Source organism: Kitasatospora sp. NPDC058492 (genome assembly GCF_042720685.1).
Lineage (GTDB): Bacteria > Actinomycetota > Actinomycetes > Streptomycetales > Streptomycetaceae > Kitasatospora.
The window spans coordinates 66606-81928 of the sequence record NZ_JBHXMU010000033.1 but is presented as its reverse complement, the minus strand read 5'-3'; the positions used below and the strand labels follow the sequence as shown (position 1 = coordinate 81928).

Sequence of the window (15323 nt, the reverse complement as noted above, 5' to 3'; positions counted from 1 at the left end):
CCCCCCCCGCCCCTCGTCGTCATCGAAGCCCGGAGCCCGGAGCAACGGAACCCGTACGGAACCCGGAGCTCCGTACCGGGTCAGTCCTGCGGCGTGTAGTACGAGACCAGCGCGGCCGCGCCCGGCTCGACGCCCTTCCACGAGCCGCTGAAGCTGAGCACCGCGATCGCCGCCGTCGGGAAGCCGCCGAGCCGCAGCCGCTCCAGCGCGTCCCGGTCGCCCGCGTCCCCGGCCAGCACCTGGGTCAGGCCCAGCACGCCGGGGTTGTGCCCGACCAGCACCACGTCCGCGTACTCCTCCGGGGTCTCCTGGAGGACGGCGATGATCTCGCCGGGGCTGGCCTCGTAGATCCGGTCCTCGTACACGGTCTTGCGGGCCCGCTTCGGCAGCTCGTGCGCCGCCAGCTTCCACGTCTCGCGGGTGCGCAGCGCGGTGGAGCAGAGCACGTACTCGGGGTTGATGCCGGAGTCGACCAGCCAGCGGCCGGCGTCCGGGGCCTGGTGACGGCCCCGGTCGGCCAGCGGCCGCTCGTGGTCGTCCACGCCGTTGGGCCAGTCGGCCTTGGCATGGCGGAGAACGATGATCCTGCGGGACGTGTCGGCGCTCATACCCAGCAAGCTTGGCAGAAAAGCCGCTCCGGGGCGCGATGCTCCCGGATGCCGCCACTCGCAGGGGTGGCGGGTGTCATCATCCGCCGTTCGTCCGGCCCTTCCGATAAACGGGGGTGGCCGGTGAGCGGCGGTCGTGCGCGGGGGGGGATGGACCGGATCAGCCTATGGCGGCGGCGACGGAGGCGATGATCGCCACCAGCACCACGATGCCGGCGATCGCCAGGGCGATCTGGCCGAGCTGCTTGCGGCCGTCGGTCGGGTTGGGATCGAGAACGGGCATGTCCGGGATTCTTCCACCCCGAACACGCCCGTCGGTCACCGACCCCTCGGCGTTGGCCGGCCCTTGGTCAGGCCTTGACCTGCGCCACGGGGTGGACCGCCTCGTCCTCGATGTGCCGGGCCATCGCGGCCCGCAGGCCGAACAGCATCTGCGGCACCAGCAGCAGCGCCAGGAAGCCCAGCGGGCCGTACCACTCGCCGGTCATCTGGTAGATCCGGCCGATCAGGATCGGGCCGGGGATGGAGATCAGGTAGCCGACGCCCTGGGCGAAGGCGGAGAGCTGGGCGACCCCGCCGGCGGTGCGGGCGCGCAGCCCGATCATCGTCAGCACCAGCGGGAAGGCGCAGTTGGACAGGCCCACCAGGACCGCCCAGAGCCACGACGCGCCGGCCGGGGCCAGCGCCAGCCCGGCGTACCCGGCGATGCCGCAGGCGGCCAGCACGACGACGAACAGCCGCTGGTCGCCGCGGCGGGCGGCCAGGTTGGGCAGCACGAAGGAGACCGGCACGCCGATCACCATGGTCACCGCGAGCAGCACCCCGGAGGTGCCCTTGTCGACGCCGGCGTCCTGGAAGATCTTCGGCATCCAGCCCATCACCACGTAGGCGCCGGTGGCCTGGAGGCCGAAGAAGCAGGCCATCGCCCAGGCCGTCCGGCTGCGGGTGATCGGCAGCCTGGCGGCGGCCGCCCCGCCCGCGCGCTCGCCGCGCTCGCGCTTGGTCAGCAGCACCGGGAGCCAGAGCAGCAGGGCCAGCGCGGCGAGGCCGGCCCAGACGCCCAGGCCGTAGCGCCAGTCGCCGCCGAGCGCGCTGGTCATCGGCACGGTGACGGCGGCGGCCAGCGCGGTGCCGGCCGACAGCGCCATCGAGTACAGGCCGATCATCGGACCGACCTTGTCCGGGAAGTAGCGCTTGATCACCACCGGGATCAGCACGTTGGAGACTGCCACGCCGGCCAGCGCGAGCGCGGTCAGCAGCAGGAACACCGCGGTGCCGCCGGCGAAGGAGCGGGAGAGCACGCCCACGGTGATCGCGCCCATGCCGGCGGTGATCACGGCGATCGGGCCGATCCGCCGGGCCATCGAGGGCGCGGCGAAGCCGAACAGGCCGAAGCAGAGCGACGGGACGGCGGTGAGCAGCCCGGCGAGCGTCGGGTTCATCCCGAGGCCGGCGCGGACCTGGTCGAGCAGCGGTCCGAGGCTGGTGACCACGGGGCGCAGGTTGAAGGCGGCGGCGGCGATCGCGACGGCGAACAGCCAGCCCAGGTGCTTGCCGGAGGAGGGCGTGGAGGGCCGCTCGGTCTGCGGCCGGGCCTCGGTTCGTGGGGAGGCGGTGGTGTCTGCTGCGGGAGGCATGGGCACCATCATAGAATGATGGGATGAATCGGCGCACCTTCGAATTGGCATGATGTGCCGACCCGCACCCCCACCGGACGCCGGCCCTCCCACCCGCCGGCCCCGTCCATCGAACCGTAGCCGCAAGGAGTACCCGTGGCGCTGTCCTCGCCGAGGCGCACCCCGCTGTCCGACCAGGTGATCGCGCAGCTGCGCGCCCAGATCACCTCCGGAGAGTGGCCCGTCGGCTCACGCATCCCCACCGAGGCCGCACTCGTCGAACAGCTCGGCGTCGCCCGCAACACCGTCCGCGAGGCCGTCCGCGCCCTCGCCCACAACGGGCTGCTCGACATCCGCCAGGGCTCCGGCACCTACGTGCTCGCCACCAGCGAGCTGGCCGGGGTCATGCACCGCCGCTTCGCCGACGCCGACCAGGCGCAGGTCGCCGAGCTGCGGGCCGCCCTGGAGACCTCCGCGGCCGGCCTCGCCGCGGCCCGCCGCACCGACCGCGACCTCGGCCTGCTGGACGCCGCGCTGGGCCGCCGCGAGAGCGCCTGGCACTCCGGCGACGCCGAGGACTTCATCCAGGCCGACGCCGCGTTCCACCAGGCCGTCGTCGCCGCCGCCCACAACGACGTGCTGGCCGCCGTCTACGCCGACCTCGGCGAGGTCACCCGCGCCCACCTGCGGCACGACGTCGGCCCCGAGCTGATCGCCGAGCGCTACATCGGCCACGCCACCATCCTCGACGCCATCCGGGCCGGCGACGCCCAGCGCGCCTCCGTCGAGGCCGGCCGCGCCATCGGCGCGTGCACCCCCGCCGACGCCTGAGGCGCCCCGAAGCGTCCCGGAACGCCGCTGCCCGGCACCCCCACGAGGGGTGCCGGGCAGCGGCGTGCGGCGGAGCGGTCAGGCGCCGATGGCGTGCAGACCGCCGTCGACGTGGATGATCTCGCCGGTGGTCTTCGGGAACCAGTCCGAGAGCAGCGCGACGATGCCGCGGCCGGCCGGCTCCGGGTCGGTCAGGTCCCACTTCAGCGGGGAGCGGTGGTTCCAGGTGTCCGCGAGGTCGCCGAAGCCCGGGATGGACTTGGCGGCCATCGAGCCGAGCGGGCCGGCCGAGATCAGGTTGCAGCGGATGTCCCGCTCGCCCAGGTAGCGCGCCAGGTAGCGGTTGGTCGACTCCAGGGCCGCCTTGGCCGGGCCCATCCAGTCGTACTGCGGCCAGGCGAACTGCGCGTCGAAGGTGAGGCCGACGACCGAGCCGCCGTCCTGCATCAGCGGCAGCAGCGCCATGGTCAGCGACTTCAGCGAGAAGGCCGAGACGTTCATCGCGGTGGCCACGGACTCCCACGGGGTGTCCAGGAAGTTGCCGCCCAGGGCGTCCTGCGGGGCGAAGCCGATCGAGTGGACGATGCCGTCCAGGGTCGGCAGGTGCTCGCGGACCGTGTCGGCGATGCCCGCCAGCTCCTCCGCGCTGGAGACGTCCAGCGGCAGCACGGTGACCGGCTTCGGCAGCTTCTTGGCGATCCGCTCGGTCAGGCTCGGGCGCGGGAACGCGGTGAGGATGATCTCCGCACCCTGCTCCTGGGCGAGCTTGGCGGCGTGGAAGGCGATGGAGGACTCCATCAGCACACCCGTGATCAGGATGCGCTTGCCCTCAAGGATTCCAGTCATGCTCAGTGACCCATGCCCAATCCGCCGTCCACGGGAATGACGGCTCCGGTGATGTACGCGGCCTCGTCCGAACCGAGGAACCGCACGGTGGACGCGACCTCGGCGGGCGACGCGTAGCGGCCCAGCGGCACGCCCGAGACGATGTCCGCGCGGCGCTCGTCGCTGAGCACAGCGGTCATGTCGGTGTCGACGAAGCCGGGGGCGACCACGTTGACGGTGATGTTGCGCGGGCCCAGCTCGCGCGCCAGCGACCGGGCGAAGCCGACCAGGCCCGCCTTGGACGCGGCGTAGTTCGACTGGCCCGGCGAGCCGGACAGGCCCACCACGGACGAGATCAGCACGACGCGGCCCTTGCGGGCGCGCATCATCAGCTTCGAGGCGCGCTTGACCACCCGGAAGGCCCCGGTCAGGTTGGTGTCCAGGACGGAGGTGAAGTCCTCCTCGGACATGCGCAGCAGCAGGGTGTCGTTGGTGATGCCCGCGTTGGCGACCAGCACCTGGACCGCGCCGTGCTTCTCCTCGATCTCGGTGAAGGCGGCGTCGACCTGCGCGGCGTCCGTGATGTCGCAGCGCACCGCGAGGACGTCGTACTTCTGCAGGGCCTCCGGCACCTCGCCCGAGCGGCTGGTGATGGCGACCTTGTCACCCGCCTCGGCGAAGGCCTGGGCGATCGCGAGGCCGATGCCCCGGTTTCCTCCGGTGACGAGAACCGAGCGGCTCAACGATCCACCTCTCTCCGTGTGTGCGGACGTACGTCGGAACGCGTACGCAGTGTGACGCTATCGGGCGGTCGGCGGTGTCGGCGCATCGGGCTCCCACAGCGCCGCACCGGAGGAACTGTCGCAATCCGACAATCCGTACCCGCAGCGCCCCGCACCTGCTCAGCCGCCCTGACCGAACCACGGCCGGAGCCCAGCCGGCGCCGCCGTACGGGAACAACACGGCCCCGCGCACCCGTTGCCCCCGTGGTGCGGGCCGACCCGGGACCGGCCGTACCGATCCCCGAAGGGTCCCGCGAGGAACGAAGGCAGGGCGCATGACCAAGGCACGGCCCAGGAGCACCCACCGGAACGGACGGCTGCTGGCCCTGACCGCCCTCGCGGCCGGCCTGGGAGCGGCCGCCTGGTCGCTGCGCGACCTGCCGGCGGCGTTCGGCCGGCGGCCGGACGGCGAGCACGAGGAGCGGGTGCGCGACTCGCCGCAGTACCGCGACGGCGTCTTCCACAACGCCCCCTCCACCCTGGCCCGGGCCACCACCGCCCCGGACATCGACCGCGGCACCATCCGCCGGATGCTGTTCGAACGCGAGGGCCGCGTCCCCGCCCACCCCGTGCCGACCGTCCGCCCCGCCGGCGGCCCCGGCCCGGCCGCCGAGGGCGTGGCGATCACCTGGTACGGGCACGCCTCCGCGCTGGTGGAGATCGAGGGCTCCCGGGTGCTGCTCGACCCGATCTGGAGCGAGCGCTGCTCCCCCGCCGCGCACGTCGGCCCCAAGCGGCTGCACCCGGTGCCGGTGGAACTGGAGGAGCTGCCGCAGGTCGACGCCGTGCTGATCTCGCACGACCACTACGACCACCTGGACATGGCGACGGTCAAGCGCCTGGTACGCAGCCAGTCCGCGCCGTTCGCGGTGCCGCTGGGCATCGGCGGCCACCTGCGCCGCTGGGGCGTCCCGGAGCACCGCATCATCGAGCTGGACTGGGACGAGACCTGCACCCTCGGCGACCTGGTGCTCACCCTCACCTCGGCGCACCACTTCTCCGGCCGCGGCCTGACCCGCAACACCACCCTGTGGGGCTCCTGGGTGATCGCCGGCCCCGACCGCAAGGTCTTCTACACCGGCGACTCCGGCTACTTCGAGGGCTACGCCCGGATCGGCGACCGGCACGGCCCCTTCGACGCCGCGCTGGTGCAGATCGGCGCCTACGACGCCGCCTGGGCCGACATCCACATGACCCCCGAGGACGCCGTGCGCGCCCACCGCGACCTCCAGGCGGGCCTGCTGGTGCCGGTGCACTGGTGCACCTTCAACCTGGGCCTGCACCCGTGGGCCGAGCCGATCGAGCGGGTGCTGGCCGAGGCCAAGGCGCAGGCCGTCCCGCTGGCCGTGCCGCGCCCCGGCGAGCGGGTCGACGTGGACAACCCGCCGGAGCTGGACGGCTGGTGGGAGATCGTCGGCTGACCGACCGGCCACCACGGCGGCGCACCGGCCGAAATGCGCTGGCCGAAACCCCCTGGACCGGCCATGATGCGGTGCGGGCGCCCCTGTGTGGCGCCGCACCGCCACCCTCCGCGACCAGGGAGCACGATTGCCTCCGATCCCTCCGGCCGACAGCGTCGGTGCCCCGCACGGGCGCGCCGTCGACCCGCTGTTCCTCGCCTTCCCGCTGCGCACCCTCGCCGACGCCGCCCTCACCCGGGCCCGCGAACTCGGCGCCGCCCACGCCGACTTCCGCCTGGAGCGGGTCCGCAGCGCCTCCTGGCGGCTGCGCGACGCCCGCCCGGCCGGCACCTCCGACAGCGTGCAACTCGGCTTCGCCGTCCGGGTGCTGCTGGACGGCGCCTGGGGCTTCGCCGCCGGGGTGGACCTCACCGCCGACGCGGCGGCGCGGGTCGCCGAGCAGGCCGTCGCGGTGGCCCGCCTGTCCGGCGGGATCAGCCGGGCCGCCGGCTCCGCCGAACGGGTCGAGCTGGCCGACGAGCCGGTGTACCGGGACGCCACCTGGGTCTCCTCCTACGAGGTGAACCCCTTCGAGGTGCCGGACGCGGAGAAGACCGCACTGCTCGCCGAGTGGAGTTCGCGGCTGCTGGCCGCCGAGGGCGTCTCGCACGTCCAGGCGAGCCTGCTGACCGTCCAGGAGAACAAGTTCTACGCGGACACCGCGGGCACCGTCACCACCCAGCAGCGGATCCGGCTGCACCCCACGCTGGAGGCCACCTCGGTGGACGAGCGCACCGGGGCCTTCGACTCGATGCGCACGCTGGCCCCGCCGGTCGGGCGCGGCTTCGAGTACCTCACGGGGGTCCGGGGGCCGTCCCCCGACGGCCGGGGCCTGCCCGCGACGGGCTGGGACTGGGACGCCGAACTCGCCGAACTGCCCACCCTGCTGGCCGAGAAGATGAAGGCGCCGAGCGTCCGGGCCGGCCGCTACGACCTGGTCATCGACCCGTCCAACCTCTGGCTGACCATCCACGAGTCGATCGGCCACGCCACCGAGCTGGACCGCGCCCTCGGCTACGAGGCCGCCTACGCCGGCACCTCCTTCGCCACCTTCGACCGGCTCGGCTCGCTCAGGTACGGCTCCGAACTGATGCACGTCACCGGCGACCGCACCGCCGAGCACGGCCTGTCCACGATCGGCTACGACGACGAGGGCGTCGCCACCCAGTCCTGGGACCTGGTCAAGGACGGCACCCTGGTCGGGTACCAACTCGACCGCGGCATGGCCAAGCTGAAGGGCTTCGAGCGCTCCAACGGCTGCGCCTTCGCGGACTCCCCGGCCCACGTGCCGGTGCAGCGGATGGCCAACGTCTCGCTCCAGCCCGCCGCCGACGGCCCGGACACCGAGGGCCTGTTCGCCGGGGTGGAGAACGGCCTGTACATCGTCGGCGACCGCTCCTGGTCGATCGACATGCAGCGCTACAACTTCCAGTTCACCGGCCAGCGCGCCTACGCCATCAAGAACGGCGAACTCGCCGGCCAGGTCAAGGACTTCGCCTACCAGGCGACCACCACCGACTTCTGGGGCTCGATGACGGCGGTCGGCGGCCCGCAGACCTACGTCCTCGGCGGCGCCTTCAACTGCGGCAAGGCGCAGCCCGGCCAGATCGCGGCGGTCAGCCACGGCTGCCCGTCGGCGCTGTTCCGCAACGTCAACGTGCTCAACACCCAGCAGGAGGCGGGTCACTGATGACCGCGATGCAGCCCCACGAACTGGTCGAGCTGGCACTCGGCCTCGCCCGCGCCGACGGCTGCGTGGTGATCGCCGACGAGGAGTCCACCGCCAACCTGCGCTGGGCCGGCAACTCGCTGACCACCAACGGCGTCACCCGCGGCCGCCGCCTCACCGTGATCGCCACCGTGGCCGGGGCCGAGGGCACCGCCTCCGGCGTGGTCTCCCGCGAGGCCGTCACCCCGGACGAGGTGGAGGGCCTGGTCCGCGCCGCCGAGGAGGCCGCCCGCGCGGCCGGCCCGGCCGAGGACGCCCAGCCGCTGGTGGCCGACCGGCCGTCCTCCCCGGACTTCACCCGGCCGCCCGCCGAGACCTCGATCGCGGTGTTCGACGCCTTCGGCCCGGCCCTCGGCGAGGCCTTCGCCCGGGCCGCCGCGCAGGGCGAACTGCTGTACGGCTTCGCCCGGCACGAGGTGGTCAGCAGCTACCTGGGCACCTCCACCGGCCTGCGGCTGCGCCACGACCAGCCGACCGGCATGGTCGAGATCAACGCCAAGACCGCCGACCTGTCCGGCTCCGCGTGGGCCGGCGCCGCCACCCGGGACTTCTCCGACGTGGACGTCACCGCCCTGCACACCGAGCTGACCAAGCGCCTCGGCTGGGGCGCCCGCAAGGTGGACCTGCCGGCCGGCCGGTACGAGACGCTGCTGCCGCCCTCGGCCGTCGCCGACCTGATGCTCTGCCTCGCCTGGTCCGCCGTCGGCCGCGACGCCCACGAGGGCCGCACCGTCTTCTCCAAGCCCGGCGGCGGCACCCGGATCGGCGACAAGCTCGCCGGGCTGCCGCTCACGCTGCGCACGGACCCGGCCGAACCCGGCCTGGAGTCGGAGCCGTTCGTCCTCGCGCACTCGACCGGCGGGGACATCTCGGTCTTCGACAACGGCCTGCCGATCGACGCCACCGAGTGGATCCGCGAGGGCGTGCTGACCGACCTGGTCACCAGCCGCCACTCCGCCGGCCTCACCGGCCTGCCGCTGCGCCCGTTCGGCGACAACCTGGTGCTGGAGACGGCCGACCAGGACAGCGCGCCGACCCTGGACGAGATGATCGCCCGCACCGAGCGCGGCCTGCTGCTCACCTGCCTCTGGTACATCCGCGAGGTGGACCCGGCGACGCTGCTGCTCACCGGTCTGACCCGGGACGGCGTCTACCTGGTCGAGAACGGCGAAGTCGTCGGCGCGGTCAACAACTTCCGGTTCAACGAGTCCCCGGTGGACCTGCTGGACCGGATCACCGAGGCGGGCCGCACCGAGCGCTGCCTGCCCCGCGAGTGGAGCGACTACTTCACCCGCACCGCGATGCCACCCGTGCGTGTCGCGGACTTCAACATGAGTTCGGTCAGCCAGGCCTCATAGCCACTGACCAACGGGGGGATACGAGAGACATGATGGACGAGAAGCGGCTGGTCAAGACGAGCAAGATGCTGTCGCGCATCCTGCGGCACGAACCGGAGCGGGTGGGCGTCACGCTGGACGAGTCCGGCTGGATCCGGATCGACGTGCTCCTCACCGCCCTCGCGGCGAAGGGCAACCGGCTGACCAGGGCCGATCTGGACCACGTGGTGGCGACCAACAACAAGCGCCGCTTCGGCTACTCCGCGGACGGTCTCTCGATCCGCGCCAACCAGGGCCACACGGTGGCGGTCGACCTCGGCCTGGCCGCCACCGTGCCGCCCCCGGTGCTCTACCACGGCACCGCCGACCGCCACCTGGCGTCGATCTTCCGGGAGGGCCTGCGCCCGATGGCCCGGCAGGACGTCCACCTGTCCGCGGACACCGAGACCGCGGTCCGGGTCGGCGCCCGGCACGGCCGCCCGGTGGTGCTCACCGTGAACGCGGCCGCGATGGCGGCGGCCGGCCACGAGTTCCGGATCAGCGACAACGGCGTCTGGCTCACCGACGCCGTCCCGCCGCAGTTCCTCTCCCGGCGGTCGTGAGGCCCCTCACTATCCCTGTTGCCGTCCCGATCGGCCGTCCCGATCGGCCGGACAGTCCCTTCGCACACCCGACCGGGTGGGTCCGCCCCACCCGGTCTCGTCGTCCCCGCTGCCCAGGCGTACCGTGAGGAGGCCGCGCGGCGAGTCGCGCGGGAGCGTGGACGAGGGCGGTAGGACATGGGCAAGAGCGCCGACGGTGGACAGCAGGTCCACCGGATCACGGGAGCGCGGAGCAGCCTCACCGAGGACGTCCGCGGGCGGCAGCGCCGCTACGTGGTCTCGATGCTGCTCCGGACGGTCTGCGTGCTGCTCGCCGTGGTGCTGTGGGACGTCCAGCGGTGGCTGGCGTTCGCGGCGCTGGCCGGCGCCGTGCTGCTGCCGTACTTCGCCGTCCTGATCGCCAACGCGGGCCGGGAGCGGGCGCCGGGACTGCCGAGCACCTTCGACATCCCGCTGGACACCCCGTTGATGCTCGGCCCCGGTGGGACGGGTGGGAGGGGTGGGGCAGCTGGGGCCCCCGGTACAGGAGGGGCAAAGACCGCTGCCACCGATCCTTCACAGGGCCCGAACTGACCGTCCGTTTCGCGACGTTTCGAGAGAATCCGGCTCGAAGAAAGCTCAGAAGAAGCTCAGATTAATCATGCAAGACCTCCCCATCCGAGGCCCCTGGCGTGACATACTGCGTACGCGCTCCGCATCCCCCGTCGGAGCGACGGACCGACGCCGGGCGGCTCCCCCCGTGGCTGCCCGGCGTCGCCATGCCCGGATCCGGGCGGGCTCCCTCCGGGCCGCGCGGAGCGCGTGAAACACTGGCGGTGCAGACCACCCGCCTAGCGCTGAGGACGACCCGATGGACACCCCGCAGACGCCGATCTGCTCCGCCAAGGGCTGCCGGGCGGACGCCCGTTGGGTACTGGTGTGGAACAACCCCAAGCTGCACACCCCGGACCGCCGCAAGACCTGGCTCGCCTGCGACGAGCACCGTGAGCACCTGTCCCAGTTCCTCGGCGTGCGCGGCTTCCTCAAGGAGGTCGTCGCCTTCGCCGACTGGACCCCGGACCCGTCCGAGTCGTCCGAGACGCCCTGACCGCCCGAGACACCCTGGCCGCCCGGGGCGCTCCTGGCCTCCCACGCCGTCCGAGGCCCGCTAGCCGCCGATCGCCGACATCGGCCGCTCGGGCTGGTGGAACTCCGGGTCGTCGATCCCGGCCCCGGCCTTCTTGCCCCACATCGCCGCCCGCCACAGCGCGCCCAGCTCGGCGTCGTCCGCGCCCGAGCGCAGGGCGGTGCGCAGGTCCGTCTCCCCGGTCGCGAACAGGCAGTTGCGCACCTGCCCGTCGGCGGTCAGCCTGGTCCGGTCGCAGGCCCGGCAGAACGGGCGGGTGACGGAGGCGATCACGCCCACCTGGGCCGGGCCGCCGTCCACCAGCCAGCGTTCGGCGGGCGCCGCGCCCCGGCGGGCGGACGGCTCCGGGGTGAGCGCGAACCGCGCGCCGAGCAGGTCGAGGATCTCCTCGGCGGTGACCATCGCGGAGCGGTCCCAGCCGTGCTGGGCGTCCAGCGGCATCTGCTCGATGAAGCGCAGCTCGTAGCCGTGCTCCAGGCACCAGGCCAGCAGGTCGGGCGCCTCGTGGTCGTTGACCCCGCGCATCAGCACCGCGTTCAGCTTGACCGGCGTCAGCCCGGCGGCCTCGGCGGCGGCCAGCCCGGCCAGCACGTCCTGGTGGCGGTGGCGGCGGGTGAGGGTGTGGAACACCTCGGGGTCGAGGGTGTCCAGCGAGACGTTGACCCGGTCGAGCCCGGCCTCGCGCAGCGCCGTCGCGGTACGGGCCAGCCCGATGCCGTTGGTGGTGAGGGACAGCTCGGGGCGCGGCTCCAGCTCCGAGCAGGCGGCGACGATGGCGACCAGGCCGGGGCGCAGCAGCGGCTCGCCGCCGGTGAAGCGGACCTCCCGGACGCCCAGGTCGCGCACCGCGAGGGTGACCAGCCGGACGATCTCCTCGTCGGTCAGCAGCTCGGGCTTGGCCAGCCAGCGCAGGCCCTCTTCCGGCATGCAGTAGGTGCAGCGGAGGTTGCACCGGTCGGTGAGGGATACCCGCAGGTCGACGGCCTGGCGTCCGAAGGTGTCGAGCAGCACGTGCGTCCCTTCCCGAGAATGCGGCCGGCCCGGCCACCGTCACGGCGGGCCGGGCCAGCATAGTCATCGCCGGTCGGTCGGTGGACGCCCGGTCAGTGGGCGCCCAGCCCGGTCAGCGCCCGAACCTCCAGTTCAGCGTACTTCGCCGGGTCGGGTCGGTCCTTGGACAGCAGGGTGGCGATCCACCCGGCCAGGAAGCCGATCGGGATGGAGACCAGGCCCGGGTTCTCCAGCGGGAACCAGTGGAAGTCGGTGTCCGGGAACAGCGAGGTCTTCGCGCCGGAGACCACCGGGGAGAAGACCACCAGCACCACCGAGCTGATCAGGCCGGCGTAGACCGAGCTGACCGCGCCGGAGGTGGTGAAGCGCTTCCAGAACAGCGAGTAGAGCAGGGTCGGCAGGTTCGCCGAGGCGGCCACCGCGAAGGCCAGGGCGACCAGGGCGGCGGTGTTGAGCTTGCCCGCGAAGAGGCTGAGCACGATGGCCACCGCGCCGATCGCGACGGCGGCCCACTTCGCCGAGAGCACCTCCTGCTTCTCGGTGGCCTTGCCGCGCCGGATCACGTTGGCGTACAGGTCGTGCGCGAAGGAGGCGGAGGACGCCAGGGCGAGTCCGGCGACCACGGCCAGGATGGTGGCGAAGGCGACGGCGGAGATCACCGCGAGCAGGATCGCGCCGCCGGTGGTGCCGGAGCCTCCGCCGAGCACCTCGGCCAGCTGCGGGGCCGCCGTGTTGCCGGAGGCGTTGGCCGCCTTGATCGCCTTGGGGCCGACCAGCGCCGCCGCGCCGAAGCCGAGCGCCAGGGTCATCAGGTAGAAGACGCCGATGATGCCGATCGCCCAGAGCACCGACTTCCGGGCCGCCTTGGCGGTGGGCACGGTGTAGAAGCGGACCAGGATGTGCGGCAGGCCGGCGGTGCCGAGCACCAGCGCGATCCCGAGGCTGATGAAGTCGAGTTTGCTGGTGTCGCTGGCCCCGTACTTCAGCCCCGGTTCGAGGAAGGCCGCGCCCTTGCCGCTCGCGCTGGCGGCGGCGCCGAGCAGTTCCGAGGGGTTGAAGTGGTACTTGGCGAGCACCAGGACGGTCATCAGCGCGGTGCCGGCGATCAGCAGCACGGCCTTGACGATCTGCACCCAGGTGGTGCCCTTCATGCCCCCTATCACCACGTAGACGACCATCAGCGCGCCGACGGCGACGATGGTCCAGCGCTTGGCGGCGTCCCCGTTGACCCCGAGCAGCAGGGCGACCAGCGTCCCGGCGCCGACCATCTGGGCGAGCAGGTAGAAGATCGACACCACGATGGTGGAGACGCCCGCCGCGGTGCGCACCGGGCGCTGGCGCATCCGGAACGCGAGGACGTCCGCCATGGTGAAGCGGCCGGAGTTGCGCAGCGGTTCGGCGATCAGCAGCAGCGCGACCAGCCAGGCGACCAGGAAGCCGATCGAGTAGAGGAAGCCGTCGTAGCCGGAGAGCGCGATGGCGCCGGCGATGCCGAGGAAGGACGCGGCGGACATGTAGTCGCCGGAGATGGCCAGGCCGTTCTGGAATCCGGTGAAGCCGCGGCCGCCGGCGTAGAAGTCGGCCGCGTCCTTGGTCTGCCGCCCGGCCCAGACGGTGATCGCGAGGGTGGCCAGCACGAACAACCCGAAGAGGGTCATCGTGATGCCGCGGTGCTCCGTGGCGGAGCTGGCGAGCAGGGTCATTCGGCGGACTCCCGGGGAGCGTGGACGACGGCGCCGTGGGCCTCGCGGATCGCGGCGGCGGTCGGGTCGATCCGCCGGTCGGCGTAGCGGGCGTACCAGGCGGCGATGGCGAAGGTGGTGACGAACTGCAGCAGCCCCAGCACCAGGGCCACGTTGATGTGCCCGACGACCTTGGCGCCCATCAGGCCGGGCGCGTAGCAGGAGAGCAGCACGTAGAGCAGGTACCAGAGCACGAAGCCGATGGTGACCGGGAAGGCGAAGCTCCGGAACGAGCGCCTCAGGGTACGGAACTCCTCGCTCTCATCGATGAGTTGGACTTCCGTAGGGGTAGTGGTGATCGGCGGCGAATCCACTCTGTCTCTCCTCACTCCTTCGGCGTAGCGGTCGCACACGGGGAACGATCGGACGTGAGGGGCGTCACAATCCGTGTGCGCGCCGCGCAATGCTAGGAGCGTCGCGTCCGCCCCGAAAGGGGTTGACCGCGATCAGCCAGTCGTTCACCCTCTCGCACTATCCAATTGGCCGAAAACCACCACTCGCGCCACTTCACGACACCGCCGCCACACGCCGAAGGGGCGGCACCGTCCAGCAGTGCCGCCCCTTCTGACGCATCGTCAGAAAGTGATCCGGACCTTCAGCGCCGAGCGGTCGTCCATCGCCCGGTACCCGTCCGGGACACCGTCCAGGCCCACCGTGCGGTCGAACACCAGACCCGGCTCGATGGCCCCGGAGAGGACGTCCGGCAGCAGGTCGGGGATGTAGGCGCGGGCCGGGGCGACGCCGCCGTTGAGCGAAACGTTTCGGCCGAACATCTGACCGATGTCGACGCCCGCACTGCCGCCGTGCGGAACGCCGACGTAGCCCACCGCGCCGCCATCCCGGGCGATCGAGACGGCCGTACGCATCGACTCCTCGGTCCCGACCGCCTCCAGGACCGCGTGCGCACCCTGGCCGCCGGTCAGCTCCTTCACCGCCTCGATCCCGGCCTCGCCGCGCTCGGCCACCACGTCGGTCGCGCCGAAGCGCCGGGCCAGGTCGGTGCGGGCGGTGTGCCGGCCCAGCGCGATGATGCGGTCCGCGCCCAGCCGGTGCGCCGCCAGCACGCCGCACAGGCCCACCGCGCCGTCGCCGACCACGGCGACCGTCACGCCCGGGCGCACCCGCGCCGACACGGCGGCATGGTGCCCGGTGGCCATCACGTCGGACAGCGCCAGCAGCCCCGGCAGCAGCTTCTCGTCGCCCGCGGCCTCCTTCGGCAGCTTCACCAGCGTGCCGTCCGCGAACGGCACCCGCACCGCCTCGCCCTGACCGCCGTCGGAGCCGACCTCGCCCCAGAACCCGCCGTGCGGGCAGGAGGTCTGCAGGCCCTCCCGGCAGAAGTCGCAGCTGCCGTCCGACCAGACGAACGGCGCCACCACCAGGTCGCCGGGCGCGAAGCCGCGCACCTCGGCGCCCGCCTCCTCGACCACGCCCAGGAACTCGTGCCCGATCCGCTGCCCGGCCACCCGCTGGGCCACCCCGCGGTACGCCCACAGGTCGCTGCCGCAGATGCAGGCGTTCACCACCCGCACCACGACGTCCGTCGGGTGCTGGATCACCGGGTCCGGGACCTCTTCGATCCGGATGTCATTGGGGCCGTGGATCACGGTGGCGCGCATGGGAGTTCGTCCTTACGGAGTCGGCCGCCGGGGGG

General features: G+C 72.7%; 16 protein-coding genes. 7 read left to right on the top strand and 9 right to left on the bottom strand.

What is annotated here, in order from left to right; all coding sequences use genetic code 11:
- Positions 1–80: 80 nt before the first annotated feature.
- The 3 genes from ACFWPI_RS22245 to ACFWPI_RS22235 form a co-directional block, all read right to left on the bottom strand.
- Complete coding sequence (locus ACFWPI_RS22245) at positions 81–608, bottom strand: histidine phosphatase family protein (protein WP_063349631.1); 528 nt, start codon at positions 606–608, stop codon at positions 81–83.
- 160 nt (positions 609–768) lie between these two features.
- Positions 769–891 (bottom strand): SGM_5486 family transporter-associated protein, encoded by a 123-nt coding sequence (locus ACFWPI_RS22240; RefSeq protein WP_279634939.1) that lies wholly within the window; start codon positions 889–891, stop codon positions 769–771.
- Positions 892–958: 67 nt separating this feature from the next.
- A complete protein-coding gene (locus tag ACFWPI_RS22235; RefSeq protein WP_380379675.1) occupies positions 959–2245 on the bottom strand; it encodes a CynX/NimT family MFS transporter in 1287 nt (428 codons plus the stop codon).
- Between the two features lie 135 nt (positions 2246–2380).
- Here ACFWPI_RS22235 and ACFWPI_RS22230 point away from each other — a divergent pair, with 135 nt between their 5' ends.
- Positions 2381–3055: a FadR/GntR family transcriptional regulator gene (locus ACFWPI_RS22230; protein WP_350887659.1), complete on the top strand. Its 675-nt coding sequence runs from the start codon at positions 2381–2383 to the stop codon at positions 3053–3055.
- 78 nt (positions 3056–3133) lie between these two features.
- On the opposite strand, the gene fabI is transcribed toward ACFWPI_RS22230, so the two are convergent.
- Positions 3134–3901 (bottom strand): enoyl-ACP reductase FabI, encoded by a 768-nt coding sequence (fabI, locus tag ACFWPI_RS22225; protein ID WP_371519511.1) that lies wholly within the window; start codon positions 3899–3901, stop codon positions 3134–3136.
- Positions 3902–3903: 2 nt separating this feature from the next.
- A complete protein-coding gene (gene fabG, locus ACFWPI_RS22220; protein WP_063349627.1) occupies positions 3904–4623 on the bottom strand; it encodes a 3-oxoacyl-[acyl-carrier-protein] reductase in 720 nt (239 codons plus the stop codon).
- 314 nt (positions 4624–4937) lie between these two features.
- Between fabG and ACFWPI_RS22215 the strand changes: the two genes are divergently transcribed.
- The 6 genes from ACFWPI_RS22215 to ACFWPI_RS22190 all read left to right on the top strand — a co-directional run bounded on the left by ACFWPI_RS22215 (position 4938) and on the right by ACFWPI_RS22190 (position 10877).
- Positions 4938–6083: an MBL fold metallo-hydrolase gene (locus tag ACFWPI_RS22215; protein WP_380376493.1), complete on the top strand. Its 1146-nt coding sequence runs from the start codon at positions 4938–4940 to the stop codon at positions 6081–6083.
- 127 nt (positions 6084–6210) lie between these two features.
- Positions 6211–7812, top strand: coding sequence for a TldD/PmbA family protein (locus ACFWPI_RS22210; RefSeq protein ID WP_380376491.1), 1602 nt, complete (start codon positions 6211–6213; stop codon positions 7810–7812).
- Positions 7812–9209, top strand: a complete 1398-nt coding sequence (locus tag ACFWPI_RS22205; RefSeq protein WP_363369106.1) for a metallopeptidase TldD-related protein — start codon at positions 7812–7814, stop codon at positions 9207–9209. The genes ACFWPI_RS22210 and ACFWPI_RS22205 overlap by 1 nt, the downstream gene beginning before the upstream one ends.
- Positions 9210–9241: 32 nt before the next feature.
- The gene (locus ACFWPI_RS22200) at positions 9242–9790 is read left to right on the top strand and encodes an RNA 2'-phosphotransferase (protein ID WP_063351459.1); all 549 of its coding nucleotides are present in this window, start codon (positions 9242–9244) and stop codon (positions 9788–9790) included.
- Between the two features lie 177 nt (positions 9791–9967).
- Positions 9968–10363 carry a DUF3099 domain-containing protein gene (locus tag ACFWPI_RS22195; RefSeq protein WP_380376488.1) on the top strand — a complete coding sequence of 132 codons (396 nt, stop codon included), beginning with the start codon at positions 9968–9970 and terminating at the stop codon, positions 10361–10363.
- Between the two features lie 277 nt (positions 10364–10640).
- On the top strand, positions 10641–10877 hold the full coding sequence (locus ACFWPI_RS22190) for a hypothetical protein (RefSeq protein WP_380376486.1): 237 nt from the start codon (positions 10641–10643) through the stop codon (positions 10875–10877).
- A 60-nt stretch (positions 10878–10937) separates the two neighbouring features.
- On the opposite strand, the gene moaA is transcribed toward ACFWPI_RS22190, so the two are convergent.
- The 4 genes from moaA to ACFWPI_RS22170 all read right to left on the bottom strand — a co-directional run bounded on the left by moaA (position 10938) and on the right by ACFWPI_RS22170 (position 15288).
- Positions 10938–11927 (bottom strand): GTP 3',8-cyclase MoaA, encoded by a 990-nt coding sequence (moaA, locus tag ACFWPI_RS22185; RefSeq protein WP_380376483.1) that lies wholly within the window; start codon positions 11925–11927, stop codon positions 10938–10940.
- A gap of 92 nt (positions 11928–12019) precedes the next feature.
- A complete protein-coding gene (locus ACFWPI_RS22180; RefSeq protein ID WP_380376481.1) occupies positions 12020–13630 on the bottom strand; it encodes a cation acetate symporter in 1611 nt (536 codons plus the stop codon).
- The gene (locus ACFWPI_RS22175) at positions 13627–13983 is read right to left on the bottom strand and encodes a DUF485 domain-containing protein (RefSeq protein WP_063349620.1); all 357 of its coding nucleotides are present in this window, start codon (positions 13981–13983) and stop codon (positions 13627–13629) included. The genes ACFWPI_RS22180 and ACFWPI_RS22175 overlap by 4 nt, the downstream gene beginning before the upstream one ends.
- 261 nt (positions 13984–14244) lie before the next feature.
- On the bottom strand, positions 14245–15288 hold the full coding sequence (locus ACFWPI_RS22170) for a zinc-dependent alcohol dehydrogenase family protein (protein ID WP_380376478.1): 1044 nt from the start codon (positions 15286–15288) through the stop codon (positions 14245–14247).
- Between the last annotated feature and the right edge of the window lie 35 nt (positions 15289–15323).